This is a genomic window from Acidovorax sp. 35-64-16 (assembly GCF_002281195.1).
In the GTDB taxonomy this organism is placed as follows: Bacteria; Pseudomonadota; Gammaproteobacteria; order Burkholderiales; family Burkholderiaceae_C; genus Acidovorax; species Acidovorax defluvii.
In genome coordinates this window covers 90,837-110,859 of record NZ_NCFM01000007.1, presented here as the reverse complement: position 1 = coordinate 110,859, position 20,023 = coordinate 90,837, and the positions used below count along the sequence as shown (strand labels likewise).

20 protein-coding genes and 1 pseudogene are annotated in these 20,023 nt (G+C 64.5%); 13 read left to right on the top strand and 8 right to left on the bottom strand.

Annotation, left to right across the window (positions count from 1 at the left end):
* Positions 1-71: 71 nt before the first annotated feature.
* The 6 genes from B7Y64_RS07915 (at position 72) to B7Y64_RS07890 (ending at position 7,547) form a co-directional block, all read left to right on the top strand.
* Positions 72-1,148, top strand: coding sequence for a branched-chain amino acid ABC transporter permease (locus B7Y64_RS07915; protein ID WP_024813133.1), 1,077 nt, complete (start codon positions 72-74; stop codon positions 1,146-1,148).
* 122 nt (positions 1,149-1,270) lie between these two features.
* Complete coding sequence (locus tag B7Y64_RS07910) at positions 1,271-2,599, top strand: ABC transporter substrate-binding protein (RefSeq protein WP_291325877.1); 1,329 nt, start codon at positions 1,271-1,273, stop codon at positions 2,597-2,599.
* A gap of 210 nt (positions 2,600-2,809) precedes the next feature.
* Positions 2,810-3,619 carry an ABC transporter ATP-binding protein gene (locus B7Y64_RS07905; RefSeq protein WP_024813135.1) on the top strand — a complete coding sequence of 270 codons (810 nt, stop codon included), beginning with the start codon at positions 2,810-2,812 and terminating at the stop codon, positions 3,617-3,619.
* A gap of 227 nt (positions 3,620-3,846) precedes the next feature.
* Positions 3,847-5,094: an AMP-binding protein gene (locus B7Y64_RS07900; protein ID WP_291325879.1), complete on the top strand. Its 1,248-nt coding sequence runs from the start codon at positions 3,847-3,849 to the stop codon at positions 5,092-5,094.
* Positions 5,095-5,344: 250 nt separating this feature from the next.
* The gene (locus B7Y64_RS07895) at positions 5,345-6,331 is read left to right on the top strand and encodes a tripartite tricarboxylate transporter substrate-binding protein (protein WP_291328633.1); all 987 of its coding nucleotides are present in this window, start codon (positions 5,345-5,347) and stop codon (positions 6,329-6,331) included.
* 190 nt (positions 6,332-6,521) lie between these two features.
* Positions 6,522-7,547: a tripartite tricarboxylate transporter substrate binding protein gene (locus tag B7Y64_RS07890; RefSeq protein WP_111867444.1), complete on the top strand. Its 1,026-nt coding sequence runs from the start codon at positions 6,522-6,524 to the stop codon at positions 7,545-7,547.
* Between the two features lie 25 nt (positions 7,548-7,572).
* Here B7Y64_RS07890 and B7Y64_RS07885 read toward each other — a convergent pair whose 3' ends face one another.
* The 3 genes from B7Y64_RS07885 to B7Y64_RS07875 all read right to left on the bottom strand — a co-directional run bounded on the left by B7Y64_RS07885 (position 7,573) and on the right by B7Y64_RS07875 (position 10,468).
* Positions 7,573-7,887 (bottom strand): DUF1840 domain-containing protein, encoded by a 315-nt coding sequence (locus B7Y64_RS07885; protein WP_291325883.1) that lies wholly within the window; start codon positions 7,885-7,887, stop codon positions 7,573-7,575.
* Positions 7,848-9,164 (bottom strand): class I SAM-dependent methyltransferase, encoded by a 1,317-nt coding sequence (locus B7Y64_RS07880; RefSeq protein WP_291328631.1) that lies wholly within the window; start codon positions 9,162-9,164, stop codon positions 7,848-7,850. Before B7Y64_RS07880 ends, B7Y64_RS07885 begins: the two co-directional genes overlap by 40 nt.
* A gap of 338 nt (positions 9,165-9,502) precedes the next feature.
* Positions 9,503-10,468, bottom strand: a complete 966-nt coding sequence (locus B7Y64_RS07875) for an EamA family transporter (protein WP_291325887.1) — start codon at positions 10,466-10,468, stop codon at positions 9,503-9,505.
* Positions 10,469-10,565: 97 nt separating this feature from the next.
* On the opposite strand from B7Y64_RS07875, the gene B7Y64_RS07870 reads away from it, so the two are divergent.
* From B7Y64_RS07870 to B7Y64_RS07855, 4 genes are all read left to right on the top strand, one after another.
* Positions 10,566-11,027, top strand: coding sequence for an Lrp/AsnC family transcriptional regulator (locus B7Y64_RS07870; RefSeq protein WP_291325889.1), 462 nt, complete (start codon positions 10,566-10,568; stop codon positions 11,025-11,027).
* Between the two features lie 52 nt (positions 11,028-11,079).
* On the top strand, positions 11,080-11,805 hold the full coding sequence (locus B7Y64_RS07865; RefSeq protein WP_291325891.1) for a DUF1045 domain-containing protein: 726 nt from the start codon (positions 11,080-11,082) through the stop codon (positions 11,803-11,805).
* 136 nt (positions 11,806-11,941) lie between these two features.
* Entirely contained in the window at positions 11,942-12,364 is a 423-nt protein-coding gene (arsC, locus tag B7Y64_RS07860; protein WP_114656290.1) for an arsenate reductase (glutaredoxin), read from the top strand.
* Positions 12,365-12,424: 60 nt separating this feature from the next.
* Entirely contained in the window at positions 12,425-13,642 is a 1,218-nt protein-coding gene (locus B7Y64_RS07855) for an MFS transporter (RefSeq protein ID WP_291325892.1), read from the top strand.
* Positions 13,643-13,691: 49 nt separating this feature from the next.
* Here the strand turns inward: B7Y64_RS07855 and B7Y64_RS07850 are convergent, their stop codons facing one another.
* Positions 13,692-14,051, bottom strand: coding sequence for a hypothetical protein (locus B7Y64_RS07850; RefSeq protein ID WP_111867454.1), 360 nt, complete (start codon positions 14,049-14,051; stop codon positions 13,692-13,694).
* Positions 14,052-14,106: 55 nt separating this feature from the next.
* Positions 14,107-14,766 carry a DNA-3-methyladenine glycosylase I gene (locus tag B7Y64_RS07845; protein WP_024813147.1) on the bottom strand — a complete coding sequence of 220 codons (660 nt, stop codon included), beginning with the start codon at positions 14,764-14,766 and terminating at the stop codon, positions 14,107-14,109.
* Between the two features lie 164 nt (positions 14,767-14,930).
* Here B7Y64_RS07845 and B7Y64_RS07840 point away from each other — a divergent pair.
* The 3 genes and pseudogenes from B7Y64_RS07840 to B7Y64_RS07830 form a co-directional block, all read left to right on the top strand.
* A pseudogene (locus tag B7Y64_RS07840) lies at positions 14,931-16,013 on the top strand (aminopeptidase); the annotation flags it as partial.
* Between the two features lie 15 nt (positions 16,014-16,028).
* Positions 16,029-16,430, top strand: a complete 402-nt coding sequence (locus B7Y64_RS07835; RefSeq protein WP_024813149.1) for a polyhydroxyalkanoic acid system family protein — start codon at positions 16,029-16,031, stop codon at positions 16,428-16,430.
* A 1-nt stretch (position 16,431) separates the two neighbouring features.
* Complete coding sequence (locus B7Y64_RS07830) at positions 16,432-17,151, top strand: nitroreductase (RefSeq protein ID WP_291325894.1); 720 nt, start codon at positions 16,432-16,434, stop codon at positions 17,149-17,151.
* An 84-nt stretch (positions 17,152-17,235) separates the two neighbouring features.
* Here B7Y64_RS07830 and B7Y64_RS07825 read toward each other — a convergent pair whose 3' ends face one another.
* The 3 genes from B7Y64_RS07825 to B7Y64_RS07815 all read right to left on the bottom strand — a co-directional run bounded on the left by B7Y64_RS07825 (position 17,236) and on the right by B7Y64_RS07815 (position 19,996).
* Positions 17,236-17,490, bottom strand: coding sequence for an acyl-CoA-binding protein (locus B7Y64_RS07825; protein ID WP_024813151.1), 255 nt, complete (start codon positions 17,488-17,490; stop codon positions 17,236-17,238).
* Positions 17,491-17,556: 66 nt separating this feature from the next.
* Entirely contained in the window at positions 17,557-18,675 is a 1,119-nt protein-coding gene (locus tag B7Y64_RS07820) for a M14 family metallopeptidase (RefSeq protein ID WP_291328629.1), read from the bottom strand.
* A 115-nt stretch (positions 18,676-18,790) separates the two neighbouring features.
* Positions 18,791-19,996 carry a M20 aminoacylase family protein gene (locus B7Y64_RS07815; protein ID WP_291324094.1) on the bottom strand — a complete coding sequence of 402 codons (1,206 nt, stop codon included), beginning with the start codon at positions 19,994-19,996 and terminating at the stop codon, positions 18,791-18,793.
* Positions 19,997-20,023: the final 27 nt, after the last annotated feature.

Here is a 20,023-nt window from a genome sequence, read left to right as displayed (position 1 = left end):
TTTCGGCGAAGGGCACGCAGTGCCCGCAGCCAAAAGATCATCGCCCTTGGTTGAAAGTTTAGGAGTAAATAATGTTCTACCGCGAAAACGGCCAGTTCAAGACCAGCTACCGGGCTGACCAGCAGGTCTTTCCGATCGCCCAGGACCGCATCGCCATTGCCCTGCTGCTGGCGGTGGCCTTCCTGGTGGTGCCCATGCTGGCCACCGATTATTTTTACCGCGCCATCCTGATTCCGCTGGTCATCATGTCGATGGCGGCCCTGGGCGTGAACATCCTTGTGGGCTACTGCGGGCAGATTTCGCTGGGCTCGGGTGCCTTCATGGCAGTGGGTGCTTACGGCGCCTTCAACTTCTTCGTGCGCTTTCCGGGCATGCCACTCATCCCCGCGCTGATCCTGGGCGGACTGTGCGCCACGTTCTTCGGCATCCTGTTCGGCCTGCCCAGCCTGCGCGTCAAGGGCCTATACCTCGCGGTGGCCACGCTGGCCGCGCAGTTCTTCAGCGACTGGATGTTCCTGCGCATCAAGTGGTTCACCAACAATTCCGATTCGGGCTCGGTGTCGGTGAACAACCTGCAGGTCTTTGGCATACCCATCGACAGCGCCATGAGCAAGTACATCTTCTGCCTGGCGCTGCTGGTGGTGGTGGCCATGCTGGCAAAGAACCTGGTGCGCGGCGCCATCGGCCGTGAATGGATGGCCATTCGCGACATGGACGTGGCTGCTGCGGTGATCGGCATCCGCCCCATGTATGCCAAGCTCAGCGCGTTCGCGGTCAGCTCCTTCATTGTCGGCATGGCCGGTGCACTGTGGGCCTTCGTGCACCTGAGCTCGTGGGAGCCGGCAGCGTTTTCTGTCGAAATCTCGTTCCGCCTGCTGTTCATGGTGATCATCGGCGGCATGGGTTCCATCATGGGCGCGTTCTTTGGCGCTGCCTTCATCGTGGTACTGCCCATTTTCCTGAACCAGTTTCTCCCGGCACTGGCCTCAACGTTTGGATTTGACATTTCCACGGCGGCGGTGTCGCACGCCGAATTGATGATTTTTGGCGCCCTGATCGTCTGGTTCCTGATTGTCGAACCCCATGGACTGGCAAAGCTGTGGTCCATCGGCAAGCAGAAGATGCGCCTGTGGCCGTTCCCACACTGATACCCGCCACTGCAGGAAACCACTTACACGCAATTCCGGATACCGGCAGCCCTGATGGGCGCGTCCACTACCCATTTCGCATTTCCCCCGCGCTTCAATACTTTCATTCAAAGGAGACATCCATGAAGCTTTCGAAACTTGTGATTGCCGCAGCCGCCGTGGCCGCCTGTGCATCGTCGCTGAGCACCAGCGCTTTCGCACAGGCCAAGGAGCAGTTCTTCCCGCTCCTGTCCTACCGCACCGGCCCCTACGCGCCCAACGGCACGCCCTGGGCCAACGGCAAGCAGGACTACATCAAGATGATCAACGCCCGCGATGGCGGCATCAACGGAGTGAAGATCGCCTTTGAAGAGTGCGAAACCGGCTATGCGACCGACCGTGGTGTGGAATGCTACGAGCGCCTCAAGAGCCGCCCGGGCGTCGCCATGTTCGATCCGCAATCGACCGGTATCACCTTCGCCCTGACCGAAAAAGCCCCTGCCGACAAGATCCCGCTGATGACGCTGGGCTATGGCCTGTCGGTTTCGCAGGACGGCATGGCATTCAAGTGGAACTTCCCGCTGATGGGCAGCTATTGGACGGGCGCCGACATTTTGCTGCAGCACATTGGCAAGGGCCTGGGCGGCATGGACAAGCTCAAGGGCAAGAAAGTCACCCTCGTGTACCACGACAGTCCGTTCGGCAAAGAGCCCATCCCGCTGATGCAGGAACGCGCCAAGATGCACGGCTTCGAGCTGCAGATGCTGCCTGTGACTGCCCCTGGCGTCGAACAGAAGGCCACCTGGCTGCAGGTGCGCCAGAGCCGCCCCGACTACGTGCTGCTGTGGGGCTGGGGTGTGATGAACTCCACCGCCCTGAAGGAAGCCCAGGCTACGGGTTACCCACGCGAGAAGATGTATGGCGTGTGGTGGGCCGGTGCCGAACCCGATGTGCGCGACGTGGGCGAAGGTGCCAAGGGTTACCACGCACTGGCGCTCAATGGCTCGGGACAGCAGCCCAAGGTGATCCAGGACATCCTCAAGAACGTGCACGACAAGGGTCAGGGCACGGGTCCCAAGGACGAAGTGGGCTCGGTGCTGTACACCCGTGGCGTGATCATCCAGATGCTGAGCATCGAAGCCGTGCGCCGCGCGCAGGAACGCTTCGGCAAAGGCAAGGTCATGACCGGCGAGCAGGTGCGCTGGGGCATGGAAAACCTCGCCCTCGACCAGAAGAAAATCGACTCCCTGGGCTTCAACAACGTCATGCGCCCTCTGTCTACCAGCTGCGCCGACCACATGGGTTCGTCGTGGGCTCGCGTGCAAACCTGGGACGGCAAGAAGTGGGACGTTGGCGCCGACTGGTACCAGGCGGACGAGCAGATCCTCAAGCCCATGGTCAAGGCTGGCTCTGAGAAGTATCTGGCCGACAAGAAGATGACGCGCCGCGATGCGGCGGACTGCCAGAGCTAAGGACATCCCCCTGAGGCGCTGCGCGCCTTCCCCCTTCTCTTGCAGCGCTACGCGCTGCGGAAGGGGGACAACGCCAGCGCTGCGGGGCGGCCCTTGCGCGGCGTTCCTGGCCTGGGCCGCGCCAGTTATTACCGGCTGTGTTTACAGCCGCCAATTGAAAGGGCTGGCATTGCCGCCAACCCTTTCAATTGGCAAAGCGAAGGCAACACAATGGACTCCAAAAACATCGTTCTGAACGTCAACGGCATCGAGGTCATCTACAACCACGTGATCCTCGTGCTCAAGGGTGTCTCACTGCAGGTGCCCGAGGGCAGCATCGTCGCCATCCTGGGCGGCAATGGCGCCGGCAAGACCACCACGTTGCGCGCCGTCTCCAACCTGCTCAAGGGTGAACGGGGCGAGGTCACCAAGGGCAATATCGATCTGCGCGGCGAGCGCATCGAGAACCTCTCGCCGGCCGACCTGGTCAAACGCGGCGTGGTGCAGGTGATGGAAGGGCGTCACTGCTTTGCCCACCTCACCATCGAGGAAAACCTGCTCACCGGCTCCTACACGCGGTCGAGCAAGGCCGAGATCGCTGCCAACCTGGAAAAGGTCTACAACTATTTTCCGCGCCTCAAGACGCGCCGCACCTCGCAGGCGGCCTACACCTCAGGGGGCGAGCAGCAGATGTGTGCCATTGGCCGCGCCCTGATGACCAACCCCAGCATGGTGCTGCTCGACGAGCCGTCCATGGGCCTGGCGCCCCAGATCGTGGAAGAGGTGTTCAACATCGTCAAGGACCTGAACACCAAGGAAAAAGTGACCTTCCTGCTGGCCGAGCAGAACACCAACATGGCCCTGAAGTACTCCGACTACGGCTACATCATGGAATCGGGCCGCATTGTGATGGACGGTCCATCCTCCGACCTCGCCAGCAACGAAGACGTGAAGGAGTTCTACCTGGGCGTGGGCGGTGGTGAGCGCAAGAGCTTCAAGGACGTCAAGAGCTACAAGCGCCGCAAGCGCTGGTTGGCTTGAGGAGCCCCCTGTGGCACTGCGCGCCTTCCCCCTCAGGGGGACGCACCCGGTGGCCTGGCAAAGCCAGTTCCACGGGTGCGCTGGCGATCGCCGCGCCGGGATTCAAGGCAGCGCCCTTTGTTGATCTCAGTTCAAAACGTTTTCGCTCTTAATTTGATAGCTGCTTGCGCTTTATAGATAAGCGCCAGAGGCATTTTTGACTCAAACCTACCCAAAGGAACCCAGGCATGAGCACGTTCTATGACGCCTTGGAAACGCGCAGCCCAGCAGAGCGTGAAGCGGCGCTGATGGCGGCGCTGCCGCAGCAAATCGCCCATGCCCAGAAGGCATCACCCGCATTTGCCAGCATTCTGGCGGGGGTGGATGCCGGGTCCGTCACCAGCCGCGAGGCGCTGGCTGCGCTGCCGGTCACACGCAAGCACGAGCTGCTGGAGCGCCAGCAGGCTGGCCGCGCCACCAACGTGTTTGGCGGCTTCAGCGCGCTGGGCTTTGGGCCGGGCATGACGCGCGTGTTTGCCAGCCCTGGAACCATCTACGAGCCCGAGGGCACGCGGCCCGATTACTGGCGCATGGCGCGGGCCATCCACGCCGCAGGCTTTCGACCCGGCGAGTTGATACACAACAGCTTCAGCTACCACTTCGTGCCCGCAGGCTCCATGATGGAAACCGGCGCGCATGCGCTGGGCTGCACGGTCTTCCCCGGCGGCACGGGCCAGACCGAGCAGCAGGTGCTGGCCATGGCCGAACTGCAGCCTGCGGGCTACATCGGCACGCCCAGCTTCCTCAAAATCATTATCGAGAAAGCTGCTGAACTGGGCGTGCCCCTGCCGAGCGTGAAAAAGGCCCTGGTCTCTGGCGAGGCGTTTCCACCCAGCCTGCGCGACTGGTTCGCCGAACGCGGCATCGCCGGCTACCAGTGCTACGCCACGGCCGATCTGGGGCTGATTGCCTATGAGACCACGGCACGCGAAGGCCTGGTGCTGGACGAAGGGGTGATCGTCGAGATCGTGCGCCCCGGTACGGGAGACCCGGTGCCGGAGGGCGAGGTGGGGGAAGTCGTGGTGACCACCCTGAACCCCGACTACCCGCTGATCCGTTTTGGCACCGGCGACCTGTCTGCCGTGATGCCCTGCATGTGCCCCACCGGCCGCACCAACACGCGCATCAAGGGCTGGATGGGGCGTGCCGACCAGACCACCAAGGTGCGCGGCATGTTCGTGCACCCGGGCCAGGTTGCCGACATTGCCCGCCGGTTTCCACAGGTGCTGCGGGCCAGGCTGGTGGTCAGCGGCGAAATGGCCAACGACGAGATGGTGCTGCAGGTCGAGACGCACGAAACCGCCGAGGGCCTGGCGCAACAGCTGGCCGAGGTCACCCGCGAAGTGACCAAGCTGCGCAGCGAAGTGCAAATGGTGGCCCCAGGCTCCCTGCCCAACGACGGCCGCGTCATTGAAGACGCACGCAGCTATCGCTGAAATGCCACACCGGGGCTGGCGCGGTTTGCTCCAGCGCAAAAACCCGGTGGTGGATCGCGCGCAGGGAGTGCAAAGTTTGCCTAGCGTTTACCCTGATTTTGCTATGTTATTAATAGCATAACACGCTTACCACATAAGCGCTAGGCGGTGATATTAATAAAATTCATCCCTGACAAGCGCTAAGTGATTTCCTCAATACGCCCTTTGGGAGGGCTCGCTATCATGGCGCGTCCAAGTACAGGAGCCTTTCATGAAAAAAATGCCGAAACTCGCACTGATTGCCATCGCTGCGGCCGCCTCGCTGGGTGCCCACGCCCAGGATTACCCCGCCAAGGACAAGACCGTCACTCTGGTGGTGCCCTTCACTGCAGGCGGCCCTACGGACCGCGTAGCGCGTGACCTGGCCGAAGCCTTGCGCAAGCCGCTGGGCGTTACCGTGGTCGTGGACAACACGGCAGGTGCAGGCAGCTCGATCGGTGCAGCCCGCGTGGCCCGCGCCACCCCCGATGGCTACACCCTGCTGCTCAACCACATCGGCATGTCCACCATGCCTGCGCTGTATCGCAAGCTGTCGTTCAGCGTGCCCAACGATTTCGAATACCTGGGCATGGTCAACGATGTACCCATGACCCTGATCGCACGGCCCAACATCCCTGCGAACAACATGAAGGAGCTCACCGGCTGGATCGCCCAGAACAAGGGCAAGATCAATCTGGGCAATGCAGGCTTGGGCGCTGCGTCCCACCTGTGCGGCCTGATGTTCCAGAACGCCATGCAGGTCGAAATGACCACGGTGCCTTACAAGGGCACGGCGCCAGCCATCACCGACCTGATTGGCGGCCAGATCGACCTGCTGTGCGATCAGACCACCAACACCACTTCGCAGATTGAAGGCAAGAAGGTCAAGGCCTTTGCCGTGACCACCTCCAAGCGACTCACCACCCCCGCACTCAAGGACCTGCCCACGCTGGCCGAATCGGGGCTGAAGAACTTTGAAGTGACCATCTGGCACGGCCTGTATGCGCCCAAGGGCACGCCAGCGGCCATCGTGACCAAGATCAACGATGCCCTCAAGCTTGCCTTGAAAGACCCCGAATTCATCAAGAAGCAGGAGGGTCTGGGTGCCGTGGTGGTAACGGACAAGCGCATCGAGCCCGCAGAGCACAAGAAGTTTGTTCAGGCTGAAATCGACAAGTGGGGCGCCGTCATCAAGGCCGCTGGCACCTACGCCGACTGAGCCTCAACAGCGTTCCGCCTATTGGCTTAAAGCCGCCTGCCCCTAACGGCCAGGCGGCTTTTTTCATGGAACATGCCCGCCACACCACCGCCTTCGTGGGCATTAGGGCAGCAGTGTGCCTGGGGTTATCCACCTGCACCGCCCGGCACAGGACGCGTAGAACCAAGGGGTCTTCACAGAAAGGAACACCATGACCCCACGCATCAACACCTTCCGTCGCCGCAGCCTTGCCACCGTGGCGGCTGTCACGTTCGGCTGCACATTCGCGGTGCTGCCATCCGCGCATGCCCAGGGCGTTTGGCCCACCAAGCCGGTGCGCATCGTCGTGCCCTTTGCGCCCGGTGGCACTACCGACATCCTGGCGCGTGCGCTGGTGCCGGACCTTAGCCGTGCGTTTGGCCAGCAGTTCATCGTGGACAACCGGGCGGGCGCCGGAGGCAACGTGGGCGCAGAGATCGTGGCCCGGGCGCCCGGCGATGGCTACACCCTGCTGATGGGGACCGTGGGAACGCACGGAATCAACCGGGCCCTTTACGCCAAGCTGCCCTACGACCCCATCAAGGACTTTGCCCCGGTGACGCTGGTGGCTGCGGTGCCCAATGTAATGGTGATGAATGCCGACAAGGCCATGGCGTTGGGCGTGAAAAACGTGCAGGACTTCATCCGTGTGGCCAAAGCCAGTCCGGGAAAGATGAACATGGCGTCCAGCGGCAACGGCACGTCCATCCATCTGGCGGGAGAACTGTTCAAGAGCATGACAGGTACCTACATGCTGCACCTGCCGTACCGAGGTTCAGGGCCGGCGCTGATGGACATGGTGGCGGGCAATGCCGATGTAATGTTTGACAACCTGCCATCGTCCATGGCGCAGATCAAGGCAGGCAAGCTGACCGCGCTGGCGGTGACCAGTGGCGAGCGCTCTGCCGCGCTGCCCGACGTGCCCACGGTGGAGCAGGCCGGGGGCCCCGCGCTCAAGGGCTATGAGGCGAGTTCATGGTTTGGCCTGCTGGCGCCTGCAGGAACGCCACCCGACATCGTCAACCGCATTCAGCAGGAAGTGGCCAAGGCCCTGGCATCACCGGCCATGAAAGAGCGGCTGCTGGCGCAGGGGGCCATCCCCGGAGGCAATACCCCCGCCGAGTTCACCCGGCATATTGACAATGAGCACCGCAAATGGGCGGGCGTGGTGAAAGCCTCGGGCGCAAAGGTCGATTGAGGACTGCGCAAAACCAGGGGTCGCTTCAGGCGCCCCACACCACGTCGTGCTCTTGCGCCACAGAACGGCGCAGCATTTCAAGAAACGGCGCCGCGCGCTGGTGCAGGCGCACGGTGTCCGGGCGCTCGACGGCCTCATCGTCCGTCGGCTCCTGCGCATCGGTTAGCGCCTCGTCGGCCGCAACAGCGGCTTGCAGCGCAGCCATGGCCGCCGGAATCTGTGCGGCCGTGATGATGCCGGTGGGACCGGGCGTCTTGCCGAGAATCTGAAGGATCTGGCGCCCGTGGGGTTCGAGCATGATCAGATCGGGAGCGGAGCGGGATTTGAATTTGTAGAGCATGAAGTGGGTGCCTCGGTGTAGATGTAGTCGCGCGTGAACGGATAAGCCGATTGTGCCCCCGTCAACGTGCCAGAGCCCATGTTGCCATCGGGGTGCACTGCCAGCATCTGGTGCAGTGCCATCCAGCCGCGCTCAAACCCCAGGGCACTGCCCGCCAGATACAGACGGTAGGCGCGCAATGCCTTGTCTGCCCGCTCCGGCCCCGTCTGCGCCAGCAGCACCTGGCGTGCAGGTTCCAGCGCGGCTTCCAGCGCATCCGACCAGGCCCACAGCGTGCGAGCGTAATGGGGGCGCAGATTTTCGGTGTCCACCATCTCCAGCCCGGCCTGCGCCATGTCGTGCAACACGGCACTGGCGTGCAGTAACTCGCCACCCGGAAAGATGTATTGCTCGATGAAATCGCCCATGCCGGCGCCCAGTTGCGCGTTGTCCACACCACCGGCGGTGATGCCGTGGTTGAGCAGCAGTCCGCCGGGGTGCAAGAGGTTTCGCACGGTGGCGAAGTAGGCGCTCATCTTCGCCCGCCCCACATGCTCGAACATGCCCACGGATGCCACCTTGTCGAAAGGCTTTTCGGCCTGGAGTTCCCGGTAGTCGCACAGCTGCACGCGCACCCGCCCCGCGAGCCCGCGTGCCGCTATGAGTTGCTGCACATGCGCATGCTGGTTGCGCGATACCGTGATGCCCGTCGCATCCACACCATAGTGCTCCGCAGCCCACAGCAGCAGGGCACCCCAGCCGGCGCCTATGTCCAGAAAACGCTCACCCGGCTGAAGACGCAGCTTGCGGCAGATCAGATCCAGCTTGGCCTCCTGCGCGCGCGCCAGCGTCATGGTGGGGTCGCGAAAATAGGCACACGAATACACCCTGAGCGGGTCCAGCCAAAGCGCATAAAAATCATCCGACAGGTCGTAGTGAAACTGCACCTGGCGCGCATCCTGCGGCACGGAGTGCACCGCCATCGATCGCGCACGCGCCAACACCTGGCGCCACCAGTGATGGCGCGAGTCCTGCACCGGGTTGCGCGCCAGCAGCCCGGCGGCAGCGGCCATCAGTGCGCGCATGCTGCCTTCCAACGCCACCTTGCCCTCGACAATCGCCGCACCGACCTTGCCAATTTCCCCGGAGGCCAGGGCCACCAGCGCCATGCGGTCCCGAAACCGCAAAGTTACGACCGCGTCACGCGCACCCAGCTGCTGCCCCGCAGGCAGCTGAACCGCCATGCGGACCGGCAGCGTCTGAAGACGCCCTTCCAGTATGTGCAGCAAGTGCTTCATGGTTGCGCATTCTTGAAGTTGCCATCCGGCGCGTCAACACGCCATCGGCGCATCAAAGGAATGCGCCACTCAGCGGCTCAGCCCCGCCTGTGGCCAGCAGCAGGCCTCTCGCCGCCCTCCCGTTGGAGGGGCACGGGTCTGAAACCCGTTTTTGGCGCAGCAAAGGTTCGATCTACTTACCTTTGGTTTCTGCGTTCCTGCGTACCCAAAAATTCGCGCCTGCATCCGCAACGCCCGGGTGAATCCCGGCAACCCTGCAGTGCATCGAAAGTACCGAACGCTCGCCACCAGCACGTCAACTTTGCCGGGCAGCGCGCACCGCGCCCACCCGGCAAACGTCAGGCAGGGGGCCGCTGCACCTCACAGGCCGGGTGTGGGGCCACACGCCGCCATTTCACCCACCAGACCCGCATCGCCGAGCCATACAGAATGAATGCCAGCGCAGCTCCCACCAGCGGTAGCGCAGCGAACACCCAGCCCGTCAATCGCTCGCCCCCCATGCCCACGCCAACCAACAGAGCCACGGCCGGATTCACAAACGAATAGCTGCCAGCCAAAGCAGCCGAGGTGTTTTGCAACAGCCACAGGTAGGCATTGAGCGCAACCAGGGTTCCAAAGACCAGCAGGTACACCCAGGCCATCCACGAAGCGGCACTCACCTGCGCCAGTGCACTCAGGGGCTCCACCCACAAGGCCACGCCCAAACCCATGGCACCTCCCGTGAGCCATTGCGCTGCTGAAGCCATGGCGGGCGCCGGCAACAACAATTTGCGCGAGGCGTAGGAGCCGACGCTCCAGCACAGCGGCGCACCAAAGGCCAGCAGCGCACCGAGCCAGGTGGCCGAGAAATCTCCCGCCAGCGCCAGCAGCAGTGCACCGGCCACGCCCAGCGCCAGCCCGATCCAGCTCGTGGATGGCACCCGCTCGCCGCCCCAGCGCGACCACAGCGCCAGCCACATGGGCATGGTGGTGACCACGGTGGCCATCAGGCCCGAACCGATGCCCAGCTTTTGCGCAAAGCCGATCAGGTTCATGGCCAGAAACACCATCAGCCCGCCAACCAGGGCCGAGTTGCGCCACTGCTGCGCCGTTGGCAGCGCATGTCCCTGCATGGGGGCGATCAGCAGCATCACGCCGCCGGCGCACAGGAAGCGGATCGCGTTCATCAGCAGGGGCGGCATGGTCTGCAGTGCGATACCAATGGCGAAATACGTGGTGCCCCACACCACATAGACCAGCAGCAAGGCCACCGCAACGGCCCAGGTGCGCTGCACACGGGCTTGCGCATTGAAAATTGCCGGCATATTCTTCCTCTTACCGAATAATTTATGGAAACCACGAGGTTTTCAGAGTTTTTACCAAAATTTAGCCGTCATGCAAGCAAATATTCAGACAGATGACATGGACGCCAGAATAATTTCGGCGCTTGGCGCGGATGGCCGGCGTTCCTATGCCGACGTGGGGACTGAAGTGGGGTTGTCCACCGCTGCCGTGCATGAGCGCGTGAAGAAGCTGCTCGACAAAGGGGTAATCCGTCGCTTCTCGATCAGCGTGGCCCCGGAGCGGGTGGGGCTGAACTTCACGGCTTTCGTGGCCATCCGCAACGACGGCGGCATCCACTGCCGTGACGTGGCACCGCGTCTGCGTGCCATGCCGCAGGTGCAAGAGCTGCACAGTGTGGCGGGCGAATACGACTTTTTGGCCAAAGTGCGCACCACCCATGCGCGCGCGCTGGAGGATGTGCTGTACGAGATCAAGGCCATTGCGGGCGTGGCACGCACCACCAGCACCGTGGTGCTCAACACCGAGTTTGAAGACCGCCCACTGGACATGGGCTGGGTGAACGGAGACAAAGGCGGCTGAGCAATGCGACCACTGCCCGCGCCCCGTTTGCAGCCCGCACCACAATCCCGCCATGCACCACAGCACGCCCTCCGCCGCCCACCGCTACGCGGTGTCTTACGCACCCAACCCTGGCAGCCTGGGCTGGCTGGCCGGAAGCCACTGGCTGGGCCGCTGCGCCGCACTGCTGCAGCCCCTGCAGCAACCAGAAATTGAAGGCGTGAGCCCGCAAGACCTGCAGCAGCTGACCGCTGCGCCACGCATCCATGGCTGGCATGCCGCACTCATGGCTCCGTTTGCGCTGGCTGCCGGCACCGACTGGGTCACGCTGCACCACGAAGTTCAAACGGTGGCGCACAGCCTGGAACCGGTGGTTTTGCCACCCCTGCATGTGGAGCGCATCGACGACTTTCTGGCGCTCGTACCGCTCGCCTCCCCCGCTGCCAATGCGCTCATCCACAAGGCTGCCGCACGGTGCATGACCCAGCTGCAACCGCTGGCAGCGCCGCCGTCCGACGCCGGTTTGGCCCATCAGCAGTCCGCAGACCTGACGCACCGGCAGGCCCAATTGCTGCAGCACCCAAGCCACCCGCTCAAGCTGGACGAGTACCGGTTTTACCTGCCCATCACCGGCCCCCTGCAACAGGTGGACGCCCAGACACAGGCCCTGGTGTTCGACGCCGCACAGGAGTTCTTCTCCGACCTGCCCCCGCTGCGTTTCAACAGCCTGGCGTTGTTCGCCCAGCCGGCACCGGGCACGGATTTCGTGCTGCTGGACCACCTGGAGATGGCGCGCTAACAGTCGCCCCTGCAAGCCGCCTGATCATGGCTACCATCTTGCCGTCGCTGCACAGGCCCGCGCCCCGCGCGGCGGATCCATTCACGCCCCGACCTGCCAGCGCCTGAAGCTGCACTCCCCCACCACCGACCCAGCCATGCCCCGCATCACCATCTATCACAACCCCCAATGCGGTACGTCCCGCAACACCCTGGCCATGATCCGCAACAGCGGCGCCGAGCCCGAGGTCATCGAATATCTGAAGACCCCACCCGACCGCGCCACGCTGCTAGCACTGATTGCGGCCACCGGCCAGCCAGTGATCAACGCAGTGCGGACCAAGGAAGCGCTGTTCACAGAACTGCACCTGGGCGCCCCTGGCGTGACCGACACGCAGCTCATTGATGCCATGCTGGCCCACCCCGTCCTCATCAACCGTCCTATCGTCGTCACGCCGCTGGGCACGCGGCTGTGTCGCCCGTCCGAGCAGGTGCTGGACATCCTGCCCACACCGCAGAAGGGAGCCTTCACCAAGGAGGACGGTGAAGTGGTCATCGATGCCAAAGGCCGACGCGCCTGACGCACCGCCCGCAGCACACCCTCGCGCCCCCCGTCTGCACACCGTGCCGCACAACCTGCCATGAGGCCATCGTCCCAACGCTGGACCGTGGCACGCCTGGGCTGCGCGCAAACGCTGGCCTGGGCCTCGACCTACTACCTGCCCGCCATGCTGGCGGTACCCATGGCGCGCGACCTGGGCGTGGCAACGTCCATGGTGTTTGCCGCGTTCTCGCTGGCGCTCATCGTGTCGGCCTTGCTGGGGCCGCTGGCGGGCCGGGCGATTGACCGGCACGGCGGCCGCCCGGTGCTGGTCGGCACCAATCTGTTGTTTGCCGCCAGCCTGGCGGGCATGGGCATGGCTCAGGGCCCCGTGGGGTTGTTCGCGGCCTGGGCGCTGATGGGCGTGGCCATGGGCTCGGGCCTGTACGAAGCGGCCTTTGCCACGCTGGTGCGTCTGTACGGCCAGGGCGCACGCGGGGCCATCACCGGCATCACCCTGATTGCGGGTTTCGCGAGCACCGTGGGCTGGCCGCTGTCGGCCTGGATGGAATTGCAATGGGGCTGGCGTGGCGCATGTTTTGGCTGGGCGGCCTTGCACCTGCTGGTGGGCTTGCCACTCAATGGCGGATTGCCCGGCATCGAGAACGCGGCAACCGGGCAGAACGCACCGGCACCGGCACCGGCACCGGCGCCCGCCTCGGAGAAAGCCACGCAGGCATTGCCGACGCCTGCGGCCTCCGACGCGCCCCACGCGCTGCGCACTGCGGTGTTGCTGTCGTTTGTCTTTGCCGTGACCTGGTTCACCAGCACGGCCATGGCCGCCCACCTGCCGCGCCTGCTGCAGGCCAGCGGCACATCACTGCAGGCGGCGGTGGCCATCGCAGCGCTGGTGGGCCCCGCCCAGGTGGTGGCACGCCTGCTGGAGTTTGGCCTGCTGAGTCGCCTGCACCCGCTGCTGTCGGCCCAGCTGGCCGCCGCCGCCCACCCGGTGGGCGCGGCCATCCTGATGGTGGTGGGCGCCCCGGCAGCGGCGGTGTTCACCGTACTGCACGGCGCGGGCAATGGCATCCTGACCATCGCCAAGGGCACGCTGCCGTTGGCGTTTTTCGGCCCGGCGGGCTACGGCGAACGCCAGGGCCTGATGATGGCACCCGCCCGCGTGGCACAGGCCTTTGCGCCGCTGCTGTTTGGACTGCTGATCGATGGCGTGGGCGCTGCGGCCTTGTGGGTTACCTCCCTGCTGGGTGTGGCGGCGCTGGCGGCGTTGTGGATGCTGCGGCCGGTAGTGCGGCAATAGTCGCTGGCACCCCGGGCCTGTCGCACCCTGATCCGCCCGTCTGCCAAGGTCAGCCCAGGAACGCCATTACTGCCGAAACAAGCGCAGCCGCCCAGCCCACACGGCGCGCAGTTTGTGCGGTCTTTCTCTCTGTCGGAAACAGCTCGCACCGGCGCCACATCCACACATTGCCCAAACCCGCCACCAGCAAGCCAGCCACCACAATCCCAACGGACGCAAACGCCGCGCCCAGCACCAGGCCACCGATCGGCGTCATCCAGGTGAACACGCCAATGGCGTTGGCCGTGCTGGCCAGCACATGCGACAGCCCGCCGCAGTCACTGCATTGCGCAGGGCCCTCTCGCGTGGACCAGCGAAGCGCTGCGTTGCTGACGCCGGGCTGCTGGCAATGGGGGCAAACGTGCTTCATGCGGGCAGGGCCGGTCGGCGGCGCAGCCTGGCATGTCGGCCGTACAGCACGGTCTTCACGGCACCACAAACTTTGCCCGCGCCTTCAAGGCCAGGGTGCGCGCATGGCAACCTTCCAGATGGTCGTTCACCAGCCCCATGGCCTGCATGAAGGCATACACCGTGGTGGGCCCCACAAAACTCCAGCCGCGCTTTTTCAGGTCTTTGGCCAGGGCAATGGACGCGGGCGACGTGGACAGGGTGCGCGCCACCTCGCGCGTGATGCGACCGGGCCGGTCGGCGGCCGCAGGCTCATGGCGCCACACGTAGTGCGCCAGCGAACCAAACTCGCGGCGCAGCTCCAGCACGCGCCGCGCATTGTTGATGGTGGACTCGATCTTGCCCCGGTGACGCACGATGGCTGCGTCCTGCACCAGGCGCTCCACGTCGCGCGCGCCCAAGGCCGCGACCTGCTCCGCATCGAAGTGGGCAAACGCCGCACGAAAGCCCTCGCGCTTGTTCAGGATGGTGAGCCAGCTCAGGCCCGACTGAAAGCCCTCCAGACACAGCTTCTCGAACAGACGTCGGTCGTCTGCCACGGGGAAACCCCATTCATGGTCGTGGTAGTGGCGATAGCCGGGGGTGGCCTGGCACCAGCTGCAGCGCGGGCAACCGGCGTCATCCACACACAGGCCCGTGGGCACATCGGCGGTCGGCTCGGGAACAACGTGGGTCATGGTGCATTCTAGGGATGACCTGCACGCGCACAACCCCGTATCCGTTTCGCAGAAACTGGTGGGCAAGCCCTGCCCGGGCCTTGTGTCTACACTGCAGACTCCCCCTTTTTTGCCCTGCCGCCATGCCCCCTTCGTTTCTGCCACGCCTTGCCCTGCTCTGCCTCATGGTGCTGGCACTGCCGGGATGCGCCAGCCAGGGCAGCACGCTCGGGTACTACTGGCAATCCGTGCGTGGGCACCTGCAGATCATGCAGGCGGCCGATCCCATCGACCAGTGGATCACCCGCACCGACACCACCCCCGCACTGCGCGAGCGCCTGCATCTGGCCCAGCGCGCCCGCGCCTTTGCCGTGGCCGAGCTGGGCCTGCCCGACAACGCCAGCTACCGCCGCTATGCAGACCTCAAGCGCCCCGCTGCGGTGTGGAACGTGGTGGCCGCGCCGCCCTATGCGCTCACGCTGCACACCTGGTGCTTCCCCGTAACGGGCTGCATTGGCTACCGCGGTTACTTCGCCGAAGCCGATGCCCGGGCCGAGGCCGCACAACTGGCACAGCAAGGCCTGGAAGTCGAGGTGTATGGCGTGCCCGCCTACTCCACCCTGGGTTACATGAACTGGGCGGGCGGCGACCCGCTGCTCAGCACGTTCATCGCCTGGCCCGAGGGCGAGTTTGTGCGCCTGCTGTTCCACGAGCTGGCGCACCAGGTGGTCTATGCACCGGGCGACACACTGTTCAACGAATCGTTTGCCACGGCGGTAGAGCGGTTGGGCAGCGCGCAGTGGCTGGCGACCCAATCCACACCACAGGCCCGCCAGGCTTTTGCCACCAGCGATGCGCGACGCAGCGCCTTCCGCGCACTGACACGCACGACGCGCGCACGGCTGTCGGTCATTTATGAGCAAAAAGAGGCTCTAGCGCTTGATGAGAAAGCGCTAGCAGCTATGAAAACAGAAGCAATGCAATCCTTTCGAAGCGACTACGCCGCGCTGCGGGCCGGCTGGCTGGAGGCCCCCAGCGATCGCCCCACCGCCATGAATGCCGCGCAGCTGGCGGGTTATGACCGCTGGGTGGCCCATGCCAACAACGCCAGCTTTGCCGCACAGGCCGCCTACGACGAACTGGTGCCCGCGTTCGAAGCCCTTTTCGCGCGTGAGGGCCACCAGTGGCCCCGGTTTTATGATGCTGTCAGACAACTGGCAAAACAGCCCGAAACGCAACGCCACCAGAGCCTGCGCGCACTATCACCCCCAAGGAGCCACCCGGTGCCTGACATCCACATCCACCGCGAACACCACCTGGGCTTCCAAGAAGCCCGCAAGGTCGGCGTGTCCTGGGCCGAAAAGGCCGAAAAAAAATTCGACATGGACTGCAGCTATGAAGAAGGCGATACGCAGGACACCCTGTATTTCAGCCGTGCCGGCGTGAAAGGCACCCTGCTGGTGGATGCCCACCAGTTTGAAATGAAGGCCGCGCTGGGCTTTTTGTTTGGCGCCTTTAAGGACCGCATCGAAGCAGAAATCGGTGAGCAGCTCGATGCACTGCTCAACGCCCCCCACCCCGCTGCGCACATGGCACCGGCGACCCAAAAGAAACCGGCCAAGGCCGTCAAAGACAGCACCACGGCCCGCCGCGCGCCCGCCAAGGCTGCGGCCCGCAAAGCCTGAAATGACAGCACCCCACACACCGCCGTCCGCCACCACACCGGCCGGGACAACGCCCGCCTACGAAACGCTGTCCGCCCTGCTGCACACCCGCTACAGCTGCCGCGCTTTCCTGCCGCAGGCGCTGGACCGCGCCACCATCGACCGCATCCTTGCCGCCGCGCAGCGCACGGCCTCATGGTGCAATGCGCAGCCCTGGCAGCTCACCATTGCCAGCGGTGCCACGCTGGCGCGCCTGCGCAGCGCCCTGCAGGCCCATGTGGCCGCCGAGTCCCCGGCGCCCGACCTGCCCTGGCCGCGTGAATACCGGGGCGTCTACCAGGAGCGGCGCCGCGAATGCGGCTGGGGCCTTTACGAAGCCCTGGGCATTCCCAAGGGCGACCGCGAGGCCTCGGCACGGCAGGCGGCCCAGAACTTCACCATGTTCGGTGCGCCGCATGTGGCCATCGTCAGCAGCGACGAGGCCCTGGGCATGTATGGCGCGGTGGACTGCGGCGCCTACGTTGGCAATTTTTTGCTGGCCGCCCACAGCCTGGGCGTGGCGACCATTGCGCAAGCCGCGCTGGCCGCCTACCCCAGTGTTCTGCGCGAGGCGCTGGGCATTGCGCAAGACCGCAGCATCGTCTGCGGCATCTCGTTCGGCCTGGCCGACCCGGCGCATCCGGCCAACGGGTTTCGCACGCAGCGCGCAGCACCGGGCGACAGCGTGACCTGGCGCGACTGACGCACTTTGGGACGCACTGTGCGCCGCATCGGCCCATGAAAAAAGCGGCATGAAGCCGCTTTTTTCATGGACGTGACCCGCGCTTCAGCTGAGCGACTCAATCAGGTCGATGTACTGCTGCTTGGCAGCATCCAGACCGGTGCCCTTGAGCTTTTCCCATGCGTCCCACTTGGCGCGGCCCACCACGTCGGAGAAGCTGGGCTTCTTTTCGGTGTTGTCGCCCGCCGTGGCCTGCTTGTACAGCGCATAGATCTTCAGCAGCGTGACGTTGTCGGGACGCTCGCTGAGGTTCTTGGAATTGGCCACAGCGGCTTCGAAAGTGGCGTTCAGGTCGGCCATGTCGTTGGTCCTTGATGGAAAAGTTGGAAAGAGAACGGTGTCGGCAAAATTTTGCTGCGCTGTATCTTAGAACGATTCACGCCCCCAGGGCCGCTTCAGTCCCTGCACCGCCTGGAACATCGACTGCCGCGCCTGGCTGATGATCTGACCCTTCCAGGCGTCGGTGTCGGTATAGAACGCCGCCAGCATCTGCGCCTTGATCTGCGCGGCCTGTACAGCGGGGGTCTCGGGATGCAGATAAAGCCAGTGCTCGGCACGCAGGACCTGCAGCACGTCCTGCAATGGCAGCGTGCCGTATTCCATGGCAATGCCGGTGAACTCGGCCTGGGGGCATTCGTCCAGGATGGCGCTCCACATCAGCCCGGTAAGAAAAGCCGAGGTGGACGAACCGTCGTAGATGGAAGTGACGGGCGTGGCGCCATCGCCTGCCCACCAGTGGCGCGCGCGCTGCACGGCGGCGGCATCGTCAGGCCCGCAGTAGATGCGCTCGCCCAGGCCACTGGGCCCCAGGCCTGTATGCAGATCAATCCAGCCCACGCGCGATGCCCGGCGGCCATGCTGGCGCAGCACCGCGCGCAGCGTCTGGTTGCTCCAGGTCGGTGCCGTGCCGCCGAAGTACAGACCCTGGGCAAACTCGTGCTGCCCGCGCGTGATGGCCGCCTGCCAGGCGGCTCCGCCATGCTCAGCGATATAGGCCTGCACGGCACGCTCGTTGTCCGCCTGCGGCGGCCACGCATCGGGCAGCAACAACGGCGCCACTTCGCGGTAGGCGGCATTGACGGGCAGGGGCTGGCGGAAGTCGTGAAAATTGCGGTTCAGATCCACGTTCTCGTGCGTGGTGCGGCGCAGGTGCGAGAACCCATAGGGGTTGAGCGCGTGGATGTAGAGCACGGCCACGCCCTGGGCGTGCGCCAGGTCGCGCCACTCCTGGTCGTGCAGCGCAAACACCTGCACGCCACTGCCGCAAAACCCCTCCACGCCATGGCAGCCGCTGCTCACGATGAGCAGCTTGTCCGCGTCAGGTGGGCCATCCCGCACCACGTCCATGGCCAGGTCTTCGCCATCGCGCCCCAGCAAAGGATGGCGGTGCGATTCGATCGGCAGGCTGGCCGTGGCGGCGGCCTCCAGAAACTGCGTGCGTGCACGCGCGTAGGTGGGAGCAAACGCCTGGACGATACCGATCATGGGGTTTCCTGAACCGATGGCAAAAAGAGCGTGCGCGGTGGTGCCGCCTGAGAACTCGCGCCCGATTCGTGAAGATGCCCAGCGTCCCGGCTGCCTTGCACCGGCCAGTCGCCGGTCAATCGCGGGCCTGCGCCAGCCATTCTTCGGCCAGCCGCACCCAATAGGTGGCGCCCAGCGGAATCAGGTCGTCATTGAAGTCGTAGCTCGGGTTGTGCAGCGTGCAGGGGCCGCCGCCGTGGCCCATGTCGCGGTGCCCGCCGTCGCCGTTGGCAATAAAGCAGTAGGCGCCGGGCCGGGCCTGCAGCATGAAGGCGAAGTCTTCGGCGCCCATGGTGGGCTCTTGCACCAGCACGTTGGCCTCGCCCACGATGCTGGCCATCACCTTGCGCGCAAAGTCGGCCTCGGCAGCCGAATTCACGGTGGGCGGGTAGTTGCGCACAAACTCGAAATCGCAAGTGGCTTCATGCGCGGCGCAGGTGTGTTCGGCCACCTGTTTCATGCGCGCCTCGATCATGTCCAGCACCTCCAGCGTGAAGGTGCGCACGGTGCCCTGCAACTCGCAACTGTCGGGTACCACGTTGGTAGCCTCGCCCGTGTGGATCATGGTGACCGAGATCACGCCCGCATCCACCGGCTTCTTGTTGCGGCTGATGATGGTCTGAAAGGCCTGCACCATCTGGCAGGCAATGGGCACCGGGTCGATGCCGGTGTGCGGCATGGCGGCGTGGCCACCCTTGCCGTGGATGGTGATCTTGAACTCGTTGCTGGAAGCCATCACCGGTCCCGGGCTCACGGCAAACTGGCCCATCTTCATGCCCGGCCAGTTGTGCATGCCAAACACGGCCTGCATGGGGAACTGCTCCAACAGGCCGTCCTCGATCATCACGCGCGCGCCGCCACCGCCCTCTTCCGCTGGCTGAAAGATCAAGTACACGGTGCCATCGAAATTGCGGTGTTTCGCAAAGTGCTGCGCCGCCGCCAGCAGCATGGCCGTGTGCCCATCGTGGCCGCAGGCGTGCATCTTGCCGCGGTGCTGGCTCGCATGGGCAAAGGTGTTGAACTCCTGCATGGGCAGCGCGTCCATGTCGGCGCGCAGGCCGATGGCACGGCCGCTGGCGCCGCCGTCCCGCCCCTTGACGATGCCGACCACGCCGGTCTTGCCCAGCCCCCGGTGGATGGGAATGCCCCACTCGGTGAGCTTTTGTGCCACCACATCAGCGGTGCGCACTTCTTCAAAACACAGCTCGGGGTGGGCGTGAATGTCCCGGCGCACTGCGGCAATACCGGCGGCCTGGGTGACGATGGAATCAATAACGTTCATGATGTGCATCCTTACGAATTCACAGTC

Coding starts and splice junctions, on each gene's coding strand:
- B7Y64_RS07915 (WP_024813133.1), top strand. CDS start 72: ATGTTCTACCGCGAAAACGGCCAGTTCAAGACCAGCTACCGGGCTGAC.
- B7Y64_RS07910 (WP_291325877.1), top strand. CDS start 1,271: ATGAAGCTTTCGAAACTTGTGATTGCCGCAGCCGCCGTGGCCGCCTGT.
- B7Y64_RS07905 (WP_024813135.1), top strand. CDS start 2,810: ATGGACTCCAAAAACATCGTTCTGAACGTCAACGGCATCGAGGTCATC.
- B7Y64_RS07900 (WP_291325879.1), top strand. CDS start 3,847: ATGAGCACGTTCTATGACGCCTTGGAAACGCGCAGCCCAGCAGAGCGT.
- B7Y64_RS07895 (WP_291328633.1), top strand. CDS start 5,345: ATGAAAAAAATGCCGAAACTCGCACTGATTGCCATCGCTGCGGCCGCC.
- B7Y64_RS07890 (WP_111867444.1), top strand. CDS start 6,522: ATGACCCCACGCATCAACACCTTCCGTCGCCGCAGCCTTGCCACCGTG.
- B7Y64_RS07885 (WP_291325883.1), bottom strand. CDS start 7,887: ATGCTCTACAAATTCAAATCCCGCTCCGCTCCCGATCTGATCATGCTC.
- B7Y64_RS07880 (WP_291328631.1), bottom strand. CDS start 9,164: ATGAAGCACTTGCTGCACATACTGGAAGGGCGTCTTCAGACGCTGCCG.
- B7Y64_RS07875 (WP_291325887.1), bottom strand. CDS start 10,468: ATGCCGGCAATTTTCAATGCGCAAGCCCGTGTGCAGCGCACCTGGGCC.
- B7Y64_RS07870 (WP_291325889.1), top strand. CDS start 10,566: ATGGACGCCAGAATAATTTCGGCGCTTGGCGCGGATGGCCGGCGTTCC.
- B7Y64_RS07865 (WP_291325891.1), top strand. CDS start 11,080: ATGCACCACAGCACGCCCTCCGCCGCCCACCGCTACGCGGTGTCTTAC.
- arsC (WP_114656290.1), top strand. CDS start 11,942: ATGCCCCGCATCACCATCTATCACAACCCCCAATGCGGTACGTCCCGC.
- B7Y64_RS07855 (WP_291325892.1), top strand. CDS start 12,425: ATGAGGCCATCGTCCCAACGCTGGACCGTGGCACGCCTGGGCTGCGCG.
- B7Y64_RS07850 (WP_111867454.1), bottom strand. CDS start 14,051: ATGAAGCACGTTTGCCCCCATTGCCAGCAGCCCGGCGTCAGCAACGCA.
- B7Y64_RS07845 (WP_024813147.1), bottom strand. CDS start 14,766: ATGACCCACGTTGTTCCCGAGCCGACCGCCGATGTGCCCACGGGCCTG.
- B7Y64_RS07830 (WP_291325894.1), top strand. CDS start 16,432: ATGACAGCACCCCACACACCGCCGTCCGCCACCACACCGGCCGGGACA.
- B7Y64_RS07825 (WP_024813151.1), bottom strand. CDS start 17,490: ATGGCCGACCTGAACGCCACTTTCGAAGCCGCTGTGGCCAATTCCAAG.
- B7Y64_RS07820 (WP_291328629.1), bottom strand. CDS start 18,675: ATGATCGGTATCGTCCAGGCGTTTGCTCCCACCTACGCGCGTGCACGC.
- B7Y64_RS07815 (WP_291324094.1), bottom strand. CDS start 19,996: ATGAACGTTATTGATTCCATCGTCACCCAGGCCGCCGGTATTGCCGCA.